General features: G+C 50.4%; 18 protein-coding genes and 1 pseudogene. 5 read left to right on the forward strand and 14 right to left on the reverse strand.

Annotated elements, in window-relative coordinates; translation table 11 throughout:
• Window positions 1-21 precede the first annotated feature (21 nt).
• Window positions 22-162 carry a hypothetical protein gene (locus ACFOUO_RS09385; RefSeq protein ID WP_380704511.1) on the forward strand — a complete coding sequence of 47 codons (141 nt, stop codon included), beginning with the start codon at window positions 22-24 and terminating at the stop codon, window positions 160-162.
• 825 nt (window positions 163-987) lie between these two features.
• On the opposite strand, the gene ytxJ is transcribed toward ACFOUO_RS09385, so the two are convergent.
• From ytxJ to ACFOUO_RS09405, 4 genes and pseudogenes are all read right to left on the reverse strand, one after another.
• A complete protein-coding gene (ytxJ, locus tag ACFOUO_RS09390) occupies window positions 988-1,335 on the reverse strand; it encodes a bacillithiol system redox-active protein YtxJ (protein ID WP_380704513.1) in 348 nt (115 codons plus the stop codon).
• Between the two features lie 175 nt (window positions 1,336-1,510).
• Complete coding sequence (locus ACFOUO_RS09395) at window positions 1,511-1,708, reverse strand: hypothetical protein (RefSeq protein WP_380704837.1); 198 nt, start codon at window positions 1,706-1,708, stop codon at window positions 1,511-1,513.
• 87 nt (window positions 1,709-1,795) lie between these two features.
• Window positions 1,796-1,945: pseudogene (locus ACFOUO_RS09400) on the reverse strand (SANT/Myb-like DNA-binding domain-containing protein); the annotation flags it as partial.
• Window positions 1,946-1,975: 30 nt separating this feature from the next.
• A complete protein-coding gene (locus ACFOUO_RS09405; protein ID WP_380704515.1) occupies window positions 1,976-2,554 on the reverse strand; it encodes an RsfA family transcriptional regulator in 579 nt (192 codons plus the stop codon).
• Window positions 2,555-2,863: 309 nt separating this feature from the next.
• On the opposite strand from ACFOUO_RS09405, the gene ACFOUO_RS09410 reads away from it, so the two are divergent.
• Window positions 2,864-4,201, forward strand: coding sequence for a tetratricopeptide repeat protein (locus ACFOUO_RS09410; protein WP_380704517.1), 1,338 nt, complete (start codon window positions 2,864-2,866; stop codon window positions 4,199-4,201).
• 279 nt (window positions 4,202-4,480) lie between these two features.
• Here ACFOUO_RS09410 and ACFOUO_RS09415 read toward each other — a convergent pair whose 3' ends face one another.
• The 9 genes from ACFOUO_RS09415 to ACFOUO_RS09455 form a co-directional block, all read right to left on the reverse strand.
• On the reverse strand, window positions 4,481-4,864 hold the full coding sequence (locus ACFOUO_RS09415) for a DUF309 domain-containing protein (protein WP_380704519.1): 384 nt from the start codon (window positions 4,862-4,864) through the stop codon (window positions 4,481-4,483).
• A 474-nt stretch (window positions 4,865-5,338) separates the two neighbouring features.
• Window positions 5,339-6,046, reverse strand: a complete 708-nt coding sequence (locus ACFOUO_RS09420) for a tetratricopeptide repeat protein (protein ID WP_380704521.1) — start codon at window positions 6,044-6,046, stop codon at window positions 5,339-5,341.
• A 172-nt stretch (window positions 6,047-6,218) separates the two neighbouring features.
• Entirely contained in the window at window positions 6,219-6,734 is a 516-nt protein-coding gene (locus ACFOUO_RS09425; RefSeq protein ID WP_380704523.1) for a DUF3907 family protein, read from the reverse strand.
• A gap of 110 nt (window positions 6,735-6,844) precedes the next feature.
• Window positions 6,845-8,032 (reverse strand): glycerate kinase family protein, encoded by a 1,188-nt coding sequence (locus ACFOUO_RS09430; protein ID WP_380704525.1) that lies wholly within the window; start codon window positions 8,030-8,032, stop codon window positions 6,845-6,847.
• Between the two features lie 103 nt (window positions 8,033-8,135).
• The gene (locus ACFOUO_RS09435) at window positions 8,136-8,318 is read right to left on the reverse strand and encodes a hypothetical protein (RefSeq protein WP_380704527.1); all 183 of its coding nucleotides are present in this window, start codon (window positions 8,316-8,318) and stop codon (window positions 8,136-8,138) included.
• 128 nt (window positions 8,319-8,446) lie between these two features.
• Window positions 8,447-8,872 carry a CoA-binding protein gene (locus tag ACFOUO_RS09440; protein ID WP_380704529.1) on the reverse strand — a complete coding sequence of 142 codons (426 nt, stop codon included), beginning with the start codon at window positions 8,870-8,872 and terminating at the stop codon, window positions 8,447-8,449.
• A 55-nt stretch (window positions 8,873-8,927) separates the two neighbouring features.
• Entirely contained in the window at window positions 8,928-10,550 is a 1,623-nt protein-coding gene (locus ACFOUO_RS09445; RefSeq protein WP_380704531.1) for an FMN-binding glutamate synthase family protein, read from the reverse strand.
• A 118-nt stretch (window positions 10,551-10,668) separates the two neighbouring features.
• Entirely contained in the window at window positions 10,669-11,700 is a 1,032-nt protein-coding gene (locus ACFOUO_RS09450) for an NADH:flavin oxidoreductase/NADH oxidase (RefSeq protein WP_380704533.1), read from the reverse strand.
• Between the two features lie 164 nt (window positions 11,701-11,864).
• Entirely contained in the window at window positions 11,865-12,539 is a 675-nt protein-coding gene (locus tag ACFOUO_RS09455; protein ID WP_380704535.1) for a serine/threonine protein kinase, read from the reverse strand.
• A gap of 320 nt (window positions 12,540-12,859) precedes the next feature.
• On the opposite strand from ACFOUO_RS09455, the gene ACFOUO_RS09460 reads away from it, so the two are divergent.
• The 3 genes from ACFOUO_RS09460 (at window position 12,860) to ACFOUO_RS09470 (ending at window position 15,695) form a co-directional block, all read left to right on the forward strand.
• Window positions 12,860-13,195 carry a phasin family protein gene (locus tag ACFOUO_RS09460; RefSeq protein ID WP_380704537.1) on the forward strand — a complete coding sequence of 112 codons (336 nt, stop codon included), beginning with the start codon at window positions 12,860-12,862 and terminating at the stop codon, window positions 13,193-13,195.
• A 61-nt stretch (window positions 13,196-13,256) separates the two neighbouring features.
• Entirely contained in the window at window positions 13,257-14,930 is a 1,674-nt protein-coding gene (locus tag ACFOUO_RS09465) for an ABC1 kinase family protein (RefSeq protein ID WP_380704539.1), read from the forward strand.
• Window positions 14,931-15,062: 132 nt separating this feature from the next.
• Window positions 15,063-15,695: a DUF421 domain-containing protein gene (locus tag ACFOUO_RS09470; protein ID WP_380704540.1), complete on the forward strand. Its 633-nt coding sequence runs from the start codon at window positions 15,063-15,065 to the stop codon at window positions 15,693-15,695.
• Window positions 15,696-15,732: 37 nt separating this feature from the next.
• On the opposite strand, the gene ACFOUO_RS09475 is transcribed toward ACFOUO_RS09470, so the two are convergent.
• Window positions 15,733-16,722: an alpha/beta hydrolase family protein gene (locus ACFOUO_RS09475; RefSeq protein WP_380704542.1), complete on the reverse strand. Its 990-nt coding sequence runs from the start codon at window positions 16,720-16,722 to the stop codon at window positions 15,733-15,735.
• Window positions 16,723-16,839: the final 117 nt, after the last annotated feature.

Raw genomic sequence — 16,839 nt, forward strand, 5'->3', positions numbered from 1 at the left:
CGTGACGAAAGGATGAAGTGAGTGTTTAAACCCACCTGTCGTTCAGGTGCCCCTGGCCCGTACGAATTCGGTAGTGAACCGGATGAGATGCAGCGGCTCCTCCTGTTTCTTCTCATCATCCCCACGATCTTTTGGTATGCCGGAGCCTTGGATGATATCTAGACGCTTGACCATTTTGCCTGACCGAGATATCCGCCTGTACACTTCAAACGCCCTTAGCATAATTTGTACCAACACATGAGGGAGGGGGCCGAGGCTCGGACAGTTGCGACAGCTCTTCTTGTTGGTACTGTCACACAGTCTCTTTCTGGAGTGCGGTAATCGCAACTCCCTTCCCTGGCGTTTCCTTCCGTCCTCAATCTTGAAAGGGGGGAAAATCATGTCCGGTTATGGCTACGGTTATGGCTTTGGTCTTCGCCGCCTTCTGATCTTCCTATTGGTCATCGCCACCATCTTCGCCCTGATCTGCTAAATCCCTCCGAGGAACCTAAACTTCCAACTGCACCCTTTATTAGGGGGGAATGTTCGACGATCTTCCGGAAACTACCCGAAAGGAGGTGGGATTCATGGGCTACGGTTACGGATATGGTTTCGGCCTTCGCCGCCTTCTGATCTTCCTGTTGGTTATCGCAACCATCTTCGCCCTCGTCTGTTAGTAGAGGGGTCTCCATGACTCCGACTGAAAACTGCAGATTCATTCCGATGTAAAAGCCATATGAATCCGCAGTTTTCCATTCTTTCAACTAAGACCGAAACTTGCCTCCACAATCACCACTTTTTCAACCTAAGGAGGGGTATTCATGAGCTATGGATATGGGTATGGCTTCGGCCTTCGCCGCCTTCTGATCTTCCTGTTGGTTATCGCTACCATCTTTGCTTTGGTCTGCTATTAAGCCCCGACGTGGGCCTTCCCGTCCCTGTTGCCCCGGGAGGGGCTTTTTTTTGGCAAAAGCAACCCTTCCGCTAGGCAGGCTACTACCTACTTCTTCAGGGTGTACGGAGGGCCTCCGCTAAGGCGCTCTTCTTGATGTGCCAATGGGAAGTGTTCCATACCGGTTCCCGGTTTTTAACCAGGATCGTTTGGGGAGACTGGTGCTTCACTCCGAGGTCCTCGGCAATTCGATTGGAGACATCCCGGGACTCGATCACCTTGATCTGTATGTAATCCACCTCTTCACTCGGAGAGTCGGCAGTGTAGGCTTGACATTCTTTCCAAGCATCCGCACTAACCGGGCATCGGGTACTGTGTTTCATGACCAACACCAGACGTTCATTGGATCGTTCCAGGATTTCTTTCCACTCATTCTCGGTCGTAATTTCTTTCCATTGAGCCAACGTTTTCACTCCTTCACTGTTAAAACCCATTAAATGTCTTTTGTAAATCGACAGCCTCCTGGACAGCAGAAGAATTCAACCGAACCGGGAAACAATCGTTACCGTCTCGTATTATCATATCTTATTTTACCCTTCGCTTCAGCCTGAATGACAAAACAAAAACCCCTGAGGGGGTTCAGAGATGCTGCAACCTTGGTTTGGGATTTTTCTTATTCATCAGGCTGACCAAAAGATTGTATTCTTCCAAAAGCATTAGTTCAAAAAATTTCATCTCCTGCCGGAGTTTCCTGTTCTCTCGAAGGAGATCCCCCAATTGGGTCTGCCCCTCCTGAATCGTGTTTTCTAGTTGACGAATCTTTTCTTTCAGAGCCATTTGTTCCTGCTCTAGTTCTAACCACTTTTTTGGCCGTGTTGAGTGAGTCGTCATTTCTTCACGTCGTCCGACTAATCTTTTCCATCGATTTAAACAATCATCCTCACTTCTTACCATTTTGTTCGCGACAAAAGCAAACGTCTGACCTCGCGGGAATCCCTTTTTTTTGCAGGAAGCCACCAGGGAAAGTAGCTTCCTGTCCTCCTCGGTAGTCCAGGCACGGGACAAGCTATGCACCCTCTTCCTGTTGCCGACTGTAAGGTTATTTTATGAATTCGTCTCTTGTTTCGTATCCACCGCTGTCCCGCTTTTCTCATAATCCACTTTCTCCGTACCGAACTCTTCTCCCTCCGGCATTTCCTCTTTCATTGAACGGGCGGTCTCCAACATCTTCACCAGGGTGGAATAACGATCCTTGATTTCTGTCTGGAAATTTTGGAACGCTTCCCATTCCTCTTTCAACCGTCGGTTTTCCTGGGCGATATCACGTAGAGCTCGTTCTTTCGCCTTCCGATCTACTTCCAGACGATGAAGATGCTCCCGGCTCTTCCGATACTCATCCTCGAAGGTTTTCAAATAACGAACCACATCTTTTAGAGAAAAGGGAGGCTCTTGTTTTCGTTTTAGCTGGCTGACCACCCGCTGTTTTTTCGCCATCTGGAATGCTTCCGCTTCTCTCTTTCGTACCACAGCGTTCCAGCGAAAACCGCAGGCCCCGGGAGTTCGACCGATTTTTCGGGACACTTTCTCAAAGGCATCCAGTTGATTGCCTCCCTCACGGACCGCTTGCAGAACCGTCTCGGCCAGCAGCTGATCCTCCTCATCTGTCCAACAACGCCCTTTCATCCCGACCCCTCCTTTAACCCAATCTATCGTGAGATGTGCGGTAATACGAGTAGGTGATGGTCGATCTGCCTTTCGAGGTTATTTTATGGCACAGCCCAGCAAGTGTGCCTGTTATTCACAGATTTGTTTATGCTATGTTCAAAGTCACAGGAACCATAAAGACATTGACTCCTTGGTTTCGACACGCGGTAAGGTGGTATTGGTTCTTCGTACGGAAATAGTTTCCATGCCAATGCGAACGGTTTCCCTATTTCATCATGTCCGATAAAATAGAAGTATCGACCATTGAAATTCGAAAGGAGTTATCCAGTGAACCAATTGAATATTCACGAAATCGGTGAAATCATACGTAAAATCAGAAAAGAACGCGGGTTTCGACTGGAAGATTTAGCAGACGTGAACATTTCCCCCGCTACAATCAGCAATATTGAGCGGGGTGTCGCTCATGTTAAGCAGGATAAGCTGATTTATTTGTTAGAAAAGTTAGACATTTCCATGGACATGCTTCCGCAAATTTTGCAACGGGAACAACAAGAGCAAAAAGACCTCAAATTTCGCCTAACAGCGGCAGAATCTCTGGAGCGAATGGGACAGTCGGAGCAGGCGCTTGTTCTGCTCAACGATATGGAACTGGCCGATAACCATCTTTACGCCCCCACATGGCATTGGTTAAGAGGGGGTTGCTATTTATTTCTGAGAAAACTTCAAAAAGCGGAAAGGGAACTATCCACTGCCGTTCGGCTTTCAAGTCAGAATCAGCCAACCAAAACGGACAACATCGAAGCCTATAGTTTCAGTGACCTAAGTTTGGTCAGCTATTATCAGAATGATTTGCAACAAGCGATCTACTACGTTGAAAGGGGGTTAGAGGCCTATACACCCGAGGGCGGACGAAAGGTCGTGAAATACCTATTGCTTCGGAACAAAGCCATTTATCTGGAGCGCTTGGGGAGGATTGTTGAGGCTCTGACCGTAGTACAGGATGTATGGAACGAGCTGGCACAGATCGAACAGGAGGAGACCGTTCTAACTTTTTATTGGCTGAGAGCCGAATTGCTTAGGAAAAGCGGTTCGTTGGAAGAAGCGATCCAATATGCTCAGGAGGGAATCGATCGAGCCGGTCTTAACTACGATTACAAAATGACCTTTGATTTATGGAGTGTCCTTGGCAGTATTTATACCACTCAGCAGGATTGGGAAAAAGCGGAGACTTGCTTTAACATCGCTATGGGGATCCCCAAAAAATTAGTCAGCGAAAACCGGTTTATCCGAAATTTGATCCACTTAGGGCGTTTATACATGGAGCAAAAAAAATGGGATCAAGCAGAACAACAATTGACCCTGTCCATTCGTGAAGCAGAAAAGTCAGATTCCGCCGCTTACCTGACGGATGCTTTGCTCGCCGCCGGAAAACTCTACTATTTACAGGGAGAGACAGAGAAGGCTATCCCCCACTACCGTCGAGCAGCCGAAATAGCCCAAAGACGTCGATACAAAGAAAAAGAGTATCAAGCATGGTACCACTTAGCCAAATGCTGGAGAGAGAATAACGAACAGGAATTCAGACATTGCACAGAAAATATGTATAGAGTACAAGACGAGAGATATAAAGAAAAAGAAGCGGGTGATTTTCATGAAGGTTGGTAAGCTATTCATCATCACCACCCTGACCCTGTCCATTTTCGGTCTACTGACCGGTATTTGGACCCATACTTCCCCTCAACCTGACACAGTTCATGTCATAGAATTGGCGGATAGTGAGCCAGGACGTTAATCAAATAGACGTTGTTCGATATAAAAAGCCGAGGTTCATGAACGCCCCCCGGCCTAACAACGTTTCATATCACCGCTTTCGGAAGCAGAGTCTACCCATCGACAATTTCAGGCTCTTCGCTTCCGATTTTCATTTTTCAAACCTTCGGCTCCTCAACAAAACTGGGGAAGCGGGCAGATTCCAAGCCCCAATCTTGACACCTTTCCCGGCTCCACTCGAGCAGGCTCCTCGGGCAGTTCCCTCAGACACCCGTGAAGCCATTCAATCACCTTGGCTACATCCACCTCGTCTCTGAGGGGGAGAGAGGGTGTGAGGTAACCGATTGCCGTCACGGCCAATTTACGGGCTCCCCTCACCTTGCCTCGTTCTAATTGATGCATGATCGCAGCCACTTGAATCAGGCCATGGTAGAAATCGTTATGTCGCTCAGTCTGCCATAGCTCTTCCAGCACTTCGTGGGCCTCCCAATATTCTCCCGCATGGTAGCGGCGAAAAAAATCAAGATAGAGAGGCTGGTACTTCCGGTATACGGTCATGACAATTCTCCCCTCCAACACATCCCATACACTTCCCAAATGATTCCCTGACCAGGTAAGTCCCCCGCTTCCTTGGCCCAAGAATGAGGAACCCCGAATCACTCATCCGTCAATAAGCATACGGCTTTTTTTAAAGATAGGTTTGAACCGATGAGATGCCGGGAAAAGTCGAAATACAAACAAAAAAGAAAAGACCAGGCAACTACCTGGCCACATGAAAGAGGGTCAAGATTAAGGAGTTAAGAAGCGTGGTAGCGTGACATGCTCCCGTCTCCAAACGGGAGCTTTTCGCTTCATTGAGCGAACTCTCCACGATGGCTTCGTCAAAGCCTCAGCAAGGAGGTCAACCTCGCTGACAAATTCATTATACCACAATGTTCGAAATTTGTCGATGTATGGCTTTATTTTTTTTGAACATTTGCTTTACATATTTCAACAAGATGCTGGCGGTATTTCATCTTTGATTTCCGCCAGTTACCCCTTGGACCAAACCCGCCGGATCACTTCGGCGAAGGCGGGTTTAGCCCGATTTTCCCGCTTTTGGGCACGCATAGCACGCTTGAACTGATTCCGCGCTCGACTTCCGGCGTTGTTAACCAAAGCTGTCTGCAAATGGTCAGTCTCGATCCCATCTTCGCAGATCCGGGTTACCAATTTGGCAAACAGCTCATAGAACCGGATATCCTCCATGGGGTAGCGAACAGCGATCTCAAGGTGAAGAAGCGCCTGTCGGGCTCGATTCGTCCGAGTGTATATCTCTGCTAGTAGAACATGGGCAAAGGCATCCTGCGGGTTGATCGCTAATCCGTTGAGAAGATGGGTTTCAGCCATGGCCAATTTTTCTTCCTGGAACAGCAGAAAATGGCCGAGCTCCCTGTAGGCCAAGCTACTATCCGGATGCTCCTCCAACGCCCGCATATAAGCAGCTCTGGCTTCCGCCACCTTTCCCATTCTCTTCAGAATCTCTGCATTCAACATTAGGCCTTCCCCGTGGAAGGGATCATGTTCCAACAGTTCTTCAACGGCATTCAAAGCCTCAGCAAATTTCTTTTTTTCGAGCTTATTGCGTACCAATTCATAACATTGCGTCAGATTGGCGTCCATTTCCGCATCCCTGGGATACGGGAGTCGCTTTTCCGGGTATGAGGCTTCCATCTTTTCCACCGTCCCCGATCCGGTCATCTCGATTCCCCCTTCTCTTACTTCCATGCAGGAAAACCTTTGAGGCACCGATCCATCACCGATTTGATTTTATCGTATTCGACATATTTTGTCACGTTTTTTCGACAAGATACGCATGAATAAAGGCGGAGTCAGACACTCCGCCTTTCATCGTTTGTATATCCTCAGCCCGTTACGTAGTACTGATCCGCGGCTTTTGCATACGGATACGGGTAATGTAGTCCGTCTCATAATATTCCAGTTCATCCCTAAGGACTTCGAAGTGCTTAGACAGGCTGAAGGTGATTTTCTTGAGGGAGTCGGGCGGTTCCTGCCGGAATTGAATGGCGTCATGATTGGTGTAGGAGTATCGGCCGTCCTCTTCGTAGACCTCGTTTTTGGGATAGTAGAAATTATGGATACAGGTGTGAACGATCTCATTCAGCACCCTTTCCGCGAAATCTTCGTTGAACTTGGCCCTTCGCAGGACAAGGCTCACCTTTTCATATCCCTGTTCACAAGAGACCAAAAGACGCCTGAGGTCCGACAGATAATCTTTCAGATATTGTTTCTGTCCCTCCCCATTCTCCCCTTCTTCCAACAAATTTTGGATATTCGTGGAATTCAGGAACTCCTCCAACACCTGGTTCGTCTCCGACAGCTTATTCCGGGTCAGTTTACACAGATCTTTCGTTTGCTCATGAGGCATGCCCTTTGAGTACCCCCTTGAATTTACAACCTGGCTCTCGGAAATCCATTGCCAGTATAGCATGCTTCTAGAAAAAGCGTCGACTCCCCCCTGCCTGGATACAGTCCTTCCTATCCTTCTCTTCCCTCTCTTTCTCCAGAACTCTCTTTTATACCGCAGTTCCGATTTTCGCATACCGCTACAATCCCTCGGAAAAAACGGGAAACAGACTCTGTCAAGAATTCCGCTCCCCGTTTCTGGGCCTCCTTTAGAGGGACAGGGCCCGGTACAAGGGTATATACCGCTTGAATTCCCTCCTCTTCCAACCTGTGCGCACCTTCACCGATGAAACCGGTGAAAGCGATGGCGGGTGTTCGGTACCGGACGGCAAGACGACCCACTCCGACAGGGGCTTTACCGCGCAAAGATTGACTGTCAATCTGCCCCTCTCCGGTAATGATCAGGTCGGCTGTGGCAATTTTCTGCTCCAGATGGATCCGATCTGCCAACAGGTTAAAACCGGACTGAAGGAGAGCCCCGCACGCGGCAACCAGCGCTGCTCCCAGTCCACCCGCCGCTCCCCCGCCTGCCTGCGTGCCAACGTCGCTTCCGACCGCCGTCCCCAGGAGACGGGCATAGTTTTCCATTCCTCTCTCCAGCCTCTCTACCATTCCGGGATCAGCCCCTTTCTGGGGCCCAAAAATCCTCGCCGCTCCCGCGGGACCGAGCAGAGGATTGTCTACGTCCACGGCGGCGATGATCCTCGTTTCCCAAAGCCGGGAATCTAAACGAGAGAGATCGATCTGAAAGACTTGTTCCAGGGCCTGTCCTCCAAGGAGAACTTCTCGCCCATCCTTGTCCAAAATACGACCACCAAGAGCCTGGAGAAAACCAATCCCTCCATCCACTACGGCACTCCCCCCCAAACCGATCAGGATTTCCTTCGGTTTCAGATCGAGAGCAGCACGGAGGAGTTCTCCGGTACCCCGGGAAGTGGCTACCCAAGGGTTTCGCTTCTCTTCCGGTATCAGGGGGAGACCCGAGGCAGCAGCCGCTTCCATCACGATGGTTCCACCAGGCAAGACTCCCAAAATCGATTCTACCGGATCCCCCAATGGCCCTGTCACCCTTCGGATTATTTTTTTACCTCCCTGTACAGCTAGGAAGGCATCAACGGTACCCTCCCCTCCATCCGCAAGAGCCACCTGTTCGATTACAGCATGGGGCAAAACCCGCCGAATGCCCTTCTGAATCGCTTGACCCGCTTCGGTGCTCGTCATGCTTCCCTTGAATGAATCGGGGGCCACTAGTATTTTCACGTTTTTCTCTCTCCCTTCCGCACCGGGAATCCTTGGAGGCCGATCCGCTAAAACCATATTGGCCCCGCCGTAGGAAACGGGGGGCCGGTTAAAACCGATTCGGTCAATGATAGGGCGGACGATGATGGTGTTTGATCGCCTGCTCAATAATTTCGCTCAGATCCTCCCGGTTCAACAATCGAATATCCGGGACGATCACTTCAGATTCCAGCTCCTCCTTCCGGAGTAGCTCGTACAGATCAGGGGAGACAGTCAGAACCAGGGTGGAGAGTTTCATCGTTTCCACGGCCATCACCTCTCAGGGAGAGAATGGGATCCGACGTGCAATTTGCGATGTCCCTTTCTTCTTATATTATGATTCGACCACTCCCCCTATTGTCAATCCGAGACACCCAAAAGCAAAAAAGGCGGGGGTTATCGCCCCCCACCCAGCAAGACAGCGTGATCCACTTTGAGACATCGGTCCATAACGACAGTCAACCCAGCTTTCTCCGCAATAGAAGCGGCTTCTTTGTTCACGATTCCCGACTGGAACCAGAGAACCTTGACTCCGGCGGCAACAGCGTCTTCAGCAACGGGAAGACAGTGTTCACTACGTCGAAAGACGTCGACAATATCGACGGGCTCAGGGATGTCCTGCACCGATGCGTAGGGCTCCTCTCCCAGCACCGGGCCCTTCAGAGAAGGGTTGACCGGAAAAATACGATAGCCTGCCTCCTGCAGGGCTTGGGCGATCATGTGGCTGGTGCGATCCTTTTTGTCGGAAAGTCCGACTACCGCAATGTTCTTTGCTTCTTTTAATAGGCGACGGATCTCTTCATGGCTTGGATTTCCGTGCATGGATGTTCACTCCTCTGCGGTAGAGATAAATTTTTATCGATCCCCGACCAGATCTTTAACTGATCGACACGCTCTCCTCCCCAGGGCGAATATCGGAGGGAATGAAAGATCGCAGGACATCTTCCAAGGAATAGACGGCTCCTCTGCCGTCCTTGTATACGACATGGCAGCGGTCAAACTGAACAGGGGACTCCAGCCCTGCCGATGCAGCAATGCGGAAGAGACCCTTCCTTAAGGCGAGAATGTAATTGGTCACCCGAAACTTCTTTTCTTCCACCACTAGGGCCCGTTGCAGCTTGGGATCCGTCGTAGCTACTCCTACGGGGCATTGATTCGTATGGCACCGTAGAGCCTGGATGCACCCGACGCTAATCATGAATCCGCGAGCAATATTGACCAGGTCTGCCCCCATCCCGAGGGCGACTGCGATCCGGTCAGACGTGACCAATTTCCCTGACGCAATTAATTTCACCTGATCTCGCACGCCATACTCCCGTAGCACAGTATCAGTAATCATGAGTGCAGACTTATTAGGCAAACCCACTCCGTCAGCCAAATCTTGGAAGGAGGCACCCGTGCCCCCTTCTGAACCATCCACCGTAATGAAATCAGGGCCCCGGCCCGTTTTTTTCATTTCGTGAGCCAATTCCGCAACCGGCCCCCATCCGCCGACGACAATTTTGATCCCTGTCGGCTTTCCGGTATAATCTCGAATTTTCGAAAGGAAATCCAGCATAGACGGCACGTCATGAAATTCTGAGAACCGGTTAGGACTGTCGATAGTTTCCCATGGTTTCACCTGGCGAATTGAGGCAATTTCAGGGGAGACCTTCTTACCGTCCACGTGACCCCCACGGATCTTAGCCCCTTGTCCCATCTTCAGTTCAAAAGCCCGGACTTGCGGGAGCTGGGCTTTTCGTTTCAGCTCATCCCAATCAAAACGCCCTAAATGATCCCGGACACCGAACAAACCAGGGCCAATTTGCATGATAATCTCCGTATTCCCTTTTAAATGGTAGGGAGTCAGCCCCCCCTCACCAGTGTTCATCCAGGTTCCCCCAGCCTTACCTAGACCCAGAGAGAGCGCGGTCAAGGCATGATCGCCTAATGCTCCGTAGCTCATGGCCGACATCCCGATCAACCCTTTTAACCGCCAGGGCTCCCGACAATTTTCACCCAGGACCACCACATCGGAATCCGCGAGAAGGTATGGATTTTGTTTCTTTTCTTCTCGCTTCTCTTTACGAGAGAAAAGGCCCTCCTGTTGGATTTGGTACCTTTCTGTCGTGACGGGTGAACGATTGTCCATTCGTTGTTCCTGTTCCTGCAGGGGAAGCATGGCATTGGCGATATACCAACCCTCTTCTTCGAAATCCCGCACCGAGCCGTAACCGATCTTATCGGAAAGATATTTCCCCCGCTTCACAACGGATTCATATTCCCGACGAGAAAATGGCATTCCTTCGTTATCATTTAAAAAGAGATACTGACGAAGCTCCGGACCGATCTTCTCCAGAAAATAGCGGACCTTTCCCAACAGCGGAAAATTACGCAGGACAGAGTGCTCCGACTGTTGGCGATCGAACAGATAAAGATAGCCGAAAATAAGCAGGGGAACGATCACGGCGATAACCAAAAAGAGTTCCAATCCAACAGCCACATTCCAAATTTCTTTCACTGGACGGCCTCCTTTGTCGAATCCCCTACTCTCTTTATCTTCCCCTTTTATACATAGACAAACGAGAGCAATGAGTCCTGTTGTATAACCTCCTTCAGGCATTTAAACAACGTGATGTTCATCGTGAGCCAAACGCCCGGGCATAGGGGCGGGGTAAGATAGGGTCATAACCAAGGGCGAGGGCGGCTTCGTTAGCCCAATAAGGGTTCCTCAACATCCCTCGCCCAATGGCGACCATATCCGCCTGCTCGTTACGGATCACCATCTCAGCTACGTTTGGGTCATCCAGCCGACCCACTGCGATCACCGGCACATCGACAGCCATCCGTACCGCTTCGGCAAAAGGAACCTGGTATCCTGGGGAAGAGGATCGGACCGGTGCTGGTGCGGATGGCGTTTCCCCTCCGGAGCTGAGATCAAAGGCATCCACCCCCATCTCCCGGAACAGAAGGGCTCGCTCTATGGTCTCTTCCAAGTCGTAACCTCCATCGGCGTATTCGACGGCAGAAAGGCGCATCAATAGAGGCATCCCCGCTGGAATATTCCTTCGTACCGCCCGGATTACTTCAGCTGCGAACTTATTCGGTTCCCCATATTCATCCGTTCGTTTGTTGGAAAAACGGGAGATGAATTGATGAATCAAATAACCGTGGGCTCCATGAATCTCTACCGTGTCTACCCCCGCAAGTACAGCCCTTTCCGCTCCCCGAACGAAGAGCTCCACCATCGCTTCCACTTCGTCCCGGCTCATCTCATGGGGAACTCTGAACTTTTCACTAAAAGGAACCGCAGACGGCGCTACAGGACAAAGGCTGTCCGATTCCGCCTTGCGTCCGGCATGAGCAAGCTGGATTCCGACAGCGGCGCCGTATTCTTTGCAGCCATTGACGATTCGACGGAAAGACGGGATGTGCTCATCAGACCAAAGGCCCAAGTCCCTGTCGGTGATTCGCCCGTCGGGATGGATATCGGTCATCTCCATCATAATGAGGCCCGTGCCCCCGATGGCGCGAGAAATATAATGGACATAATGCCATTCACCGGGTCGACCGTCCCGTGTCTCCACGCTATACTGGCACATCGGGGACATCATGATCCGGTTTTTTATCGTAAGGTCTCTTAATGTCATCGGTTCAAACAACCCTGGCATTAGTCCATCCTCTCCTATCCTGTTTCTTGGTTTGCCATTCCCCAAACTGCTTCCATGTATTCCATCCGCTAACGACACTTAAACCTGTCGGATTTTTCAAGCTTCAAGCTCCATAAAAAGAACCACTCACCAGATTGGGGAGCGGATCTGAAATCATGCGAGAGTCATCGCTTTCCAGGCTGAAAGAATTGTAGAAAGGTACGACCAAATTCAGCGAGGGAAAACTCCCCTTTTACTTGGTCGTAGTAAGCCCCCTTCACCCTTTCAATTAACCACATGGGAATTCGTCTTCCTTCCAGATAGGGGTAAAACATTCGGTAACCTTGAACCAAGTGGTCCCAGCGTCCATCATCCCCGGGCTTTCCATATTCGGAAACATCAAGAAGCTTGGCACGACCGTCCTGAAGGAGGACATTCTTCAGATGGATATCCCGAGGGTTAAGCCCGATTTTTCGGACATAGCGACGAGCTTCTTCCACTTCCTCGATAATTGTACCGGGGATGACCACCCCTTGAACTAAACAGTCGTAGAGGGTTAATCCCGGTTCATAACTCATAACCAGGAACCGGTCATCCACACCATAACAGGCTGGAAAGTACGGAGAATTACCCAGCTTACGGTAAACATCATATTCATCATCACGGGCTTCCTGGCGACCTTCCGTGTATACCTTGAAAACAATCTGAGGCAGAGAAGGAGAGCGGACGACTACAGCATCCGTTCCTGTCCCCACTACCTCAAGCCCCTCGGGGATGAACTGAACAGTGACCGGCTGGTTGTCGGGTTTGGGTGAAATTTCCACTTGGGAAAGCAATGGCTTAATCGGTTCCCAGAACATCGGGTTCCCCCTCGTGATATAAAAAGACCTTTACCCAGGGCAAAGGCCTGATTCAACCGCAGTACACCCCTCTTTAAACCAAGATACGTCAGAGAGGGGTCCCCAATTCCCCTTCACTATACTTTCGGGTGACCCACTTGTCAATGGACGGGCTTTTTCTCTTTAATCAACCGGCTGCATTTCCAGCCTCCCTGTCACATAACCTCCATAGAAAGCGGGTTATCCGCCTTTTTTTCGGGGAAAGTACATAGAGTCGGAAGGGATCGATGCCCCTTGCATAGAACAAAGATTCCCGTGAGAATCAAAAGGGAGGTATTTTTATGAAGGATTTTGTAAAAAAAGGAATGGCCGCCGGTCTAGGCCTCGCTGTCATCAGCAAGGAACGAGCGGAAAAGGCGGTTAATGAACTAGTTAAACGGGGAGAACTTGCCCCCTCTGCCTCCCGGGAACTGCTGGATAAACTGATCACCCGCGGTGAGCAAGAACGGGAAGAACTAGATTCACTCCTTCGAGAACGAGTAAAAAAAATCCTGGGGGAGATGGAGGTAGCGACACAGGAGGATATCCGCCGCCTGGAGCAGCACATCCGCTTGCTCGAAAATCAACTTTCCGAGACGAAAGTTTCGTCCGCCGGATCTAGCGGAGAGTCAAACTGACTGGAAAGAGAAGCGGCTTGACTTGTTCAAGCCGTTCTTTTTTGCAAAGGAGTGCTCGTCATTGATCGGGAAAAAAATGCGGAACCTAAATCGTTACCGCGAGATCGCTTCCACTTTTGCCAAACACGGCTTCGGTTTTCTCCTCGACGAAATGGGTTTGTTCACCCGCCTCTCTATGCCCCGGGACACGGATAAAGAGGCGATCCATCAGGATCCGGCCTCTATGGGTCGTCATATACGAAAGGCATTGGAAGAGCTGGGTCCTACATTCGTTAAGTTGGGACAGGTGGCCAGTACCCGATCCGACCTGCTGCCGGAGGGTGTAATCAAGGAACTGGAGAAGCTGCACGATCATGTGAAACCCCTCCCCTTCGCTGATGTAAAGGGCGTGTTGGAAAGAGAACTGGGGGAAGTGAGCCGTCACTTCGCCAATATCGAAGAAAAGCCCTTGGCCGCGGCATCGATCGGTCAGGTGCACAAAGCTGTGCTTCATCATGGAGACACGGTCGCCGTCAAGATTCAACGTCCGGGAATTTCATCCGTGATCGAAAAAGACATTAATATCCTGAAGGATTTGGCCGTTATGGCGGAACATCGTCTGGAATGGGCGGAGCGGCATCAGGTGAGCAGCGTAGTAGACGAACTTGCCCGCTCTGTACGGGAAGAGTTAGATTATTCAACCGAGGCTCGCCACACAGATAAGATCCGCAATCAATTCAAGGATGACCCCCATATCCATATCCCTCATATCTACTGGGACCTCACCACTCATAAGGTACTCACTCTGGAGTTCATTCACGGGGTGAAATTGAACCAGCTAGAAATATTGGAAGAGATGGGATTCGACAGGAAGATTCTAGCGGAACGCCTCGTGGAGAGCCTCTTCCGGCAGATCTTGATCGAAGGTTTCTTTCACGGCGACCCCCATCCCGGAAATGTTTTTGCCCAGCCGGGCAACCGGATAGCCTATATCGATTTTGGTATGGTAGGTAGGTTAACCCCCCGCATGCAGGATCACTTTGCCTCGATGGTGATCGCCATGATGCAGCGTAACACGGACGCCATGGTCAGGGCGATCCTTCGTATGGGGCTGGTTCCTGAAGATGTTGATCGACAGCAACTATGGCTGGATATGGATGAATTGAAGGATAAGTATTATGACATCTCCATCTCCGACATCAATCTCGGAGAAGCGGTAAACGACCTCTTCGATGTCGCTTACCGCCACCGGGTGCGTATCCCGACAGATCTAACCCTGCTTGGCAAGACCATGGTCACCTTGGAAAGCCTGGTAAAAAAACTGGACCCCGAAATCAATGTCACCCGAATCACCCAACCTTTCGGGGAAGAACTGATCCGGGAACGCTACAACCCCAAGCGGATGGCCGCCTCCGCATGGACGAGCCTGCTCGACTATAGTGAGACACTGGCAGAACTGCCCCGGCAACTGAAGGAACTGACAGAAAACCTAAAAAAAGGCCGGGTCCAAGTGGATGTCGGCGTTCCCCGGCTTAACGTCTTCCTCAGAAAGCTGGACCAAATCGTCAACCGCCTCTCCTATAGCATCGTTCTCCTTTCTTTCAGCATTATCATGTGCGGCCTGATCATCGGTTCTTCCCTCACACGTCAGAATACCTTACTCTGGAAAGTCCCTGCGATCGAGATCGGGTTTTTCATCGCCTCCTTCATGCTCTTTTGGCTCATCTACTCCATTATCAAATCCGGCAGATTATAAAAAAGCCCCACTTTCAATGAAAAACCGTCCCTTCCTCCAAAGGGCCGGCTTTTTTTTCGAAAAGAAGGCCTTTTTATTAACCCCCGTTCTTTTGGGTAAGATACCCACTAAACGAATTCGGAGGGATGTACGATGCAATGGATATGGCAGGCGATCTCAATCGTATTGGTCGGTACCGTATTATTACGGGTTGCCGGACGCAAAACGATCTCCCAGATGACCCTCTCACAAACCGTCTTAATGATTTCGATCGGAACGCTCCTGATTCAGCCGGTCAGCGGTCATGGACTAGGGGTCACTTTCCTTGTCGCCTCTATCCTGGTGATTTCCCTACTGATCATTGAATATTTACAGCTCAAATCTGATACCACGGAAAGCTTAATTACAGGCAAGGCGGTCATGGTAATCCAAAACGGCCAATTGCAAACGGATAACTTAAAAAAGCTCCGACTGACGGTGGATCAACTGGAAACACGACTAAGACAAAACAGCGTTACAAAATTCACGGATGTCAAGTGGGCTACCCTGGAGCCGAGCGGTCAACTGGGATATGAATTGATGGACCAAGCAAAACCGGCAACCAAAGGGGATTTGAACCAACTTCTCCAAACGATCCAGAGCCAGCTTCAACCCGTTCCTGCTCAGATGAACCCCACTCAGCCCACACCCAACCTTGCCAGTCAAACGAACAACAACCAGACAGGTCATGATATATTTGCCGAAGTAACCCAGAAAAATGACACTGACCATGGAAACTTGCAATAAAAAAACCGACAGGGAACTTCCATCGCCCCTGTCGGCCTTATTCCATAGGAGTGCCATCTTCCCGCAGGTAGTGATCAAACCAGTTCAAAATCTCACGGTCCCGTACTTGAGCCCGGTTGGTTAGGTAGTGGTTGCCGCCGGGAACCAGCACCAACCGGTGTTCATAACCCAGATCGACCATCCTTTCCGCCAACCTTTTTGAGTGTTCCGGCGAGACGGTATGATCATCCAAGCCGTGGAGGATCAAAAGGGGGACACGCAGCTCGTCCGCCCAGTTAATGGCGGAACGGATCTGGTATTCTTTGGAATCCAGGAGCGGATCCCCAACCAGCCTGGAAAGCGGGTTACGGAAAACATCGCCGCTCTGCTCATACAGCAGGCTCAGATCGGCCACCCCGCCCACTGTGGCAGCTGCTTGAACATCCACACCCTCCTTCAGGGCCATATATGTCATCATGCCGCCTCGGGAAAAGCCCAACATCACTTTTTTGTTCTGATCGACATAGGGGAGACGGTCAGCAAGAGGGAACAGATTGAGTACATCTTTCACATCTTCCCCTGCCATGCTAAGATGACCTGCACTTCCGGGAGCTCCTCTGTATTGGGAAGCGATGACTACATACTTGTTGGCTGACAGCTTGGCCAAATATTTCAGCGTCCGAGCGGTGACATGGGCCGTGTCAACAATCCCCCCACGGTTATAAATAATGGCCGGCAACTTCTCAGTGTGATTTTTCGGTTTGCAGAGAAAGCCAGCCACACGGACCCCCTCACTCAGGTAAACGATCCGATATACGTCCACTTGATCCGAATAACGACTTTTCAAATTTAACCGTTCTTTTTCTAGGATCTTCCCGTTTGTGCTGCGAAAAGGGTCGACGACCTTGTCCCGTTGCAACTCGTCGGCAGCCCCCTTCGCCATGTTTTCCGCCTCCCGGGTTTTTCCCTCTCCTTCCGAAAGCGTCACCCATGCCGATATGCCCGCTAACAAGAAGAAGACCAACAATCCGAGTCCTACGCGTTTCAAGTTGCTACCGCCTTCCTTTTTTTCAGTACCGGTTTCCTCCAAGTTCCATCCTGACATAGGTTTTTATATTCTAACATGGTAAACTTCTCATTTTAAAAAAACAACCGACCGGAGGTT

The organism is Salinithrix halophila (assembly GCF_042650125.1).
In the GTDB taxonomy this organism is placed as follows: domain Bacteria; phylum Bacillota; class Bacilli; order Thermoactinomycetales; family DSM-45169; genus Salinithrix; species Salinithrix halophila.

Coding starts and splice junctions, on each gene's coding strand:
- ACFOUO_RS09395 (WP_380704837.1), bottom strand. CDS start 1,708: ATGGCTCTGAAAGAAAAGATTCGTCAACTAGAAAACACGATTCAGGAG.
- ACFOUO_RS09405 (WP_380704515.1), bottom strand. CDS start 2,554: ATGAAAGGGCGTTGTTGGACAGATGAGGAGGATCAGCTGCTGGCCGAG.
- ACFOUO_RS09415 (WP_380704519.1), bottom strand. CDS start 4,864: ATGACCGTATACCGGAAGTACCAGCCTCTCTATCTTGATTTTTTTCGC.
- ACFOUO_RS09420 (WP_380704521.1), bottom strand. CDS start 6,046: ATGACCGGATCGGGGACGGTGGAAAAGATGGAAGCCTCATACCCGGAA.
- ACFOUO_RS09425 (WP_380704523.1), bottom strand. CDS start 6,734: ATGCCTCATGAGCAAACGAAAGATCTGTGTAAACTGACCCGGAATAAG.
- ACFOUO_RS09440 (WP_380704529.1), bottom strand. CDS start 8,872: ATGCACGGAAATCCAAGCCATGAAGAGATCCGTCGCCTATTAAAAGAA.
- ACFOUO_RS09450 (WP_380704533.1), bottom strand. CDS start 11,700: ATGCCAGGGTTGTTTGAACCGATGACATTAAGAGACCTTACGATAAAA.
- ACFOUO_RS09455 (WP_380704535.1), bottom strand. CDS start 12,539: ATGTTCTGGGAACCGATTAAGCCATTGCTTTCCCAAGTGGAAATTTCA.
- ACFOUO_RS09460 (WP_380704537.1), top strand. CDS start 12,860: ATGAAGGATTTTGTAAAAAAAGGAATGGCCGCCGGTCTAGGCCTCGCT.
- ACFOUO_RS09470 (WP_380704540.1), top strand. CDS start 15,063: ATGCAATGGATATGGCAGGCGATCTCAATCGTATTGGTCGGTACCGTA.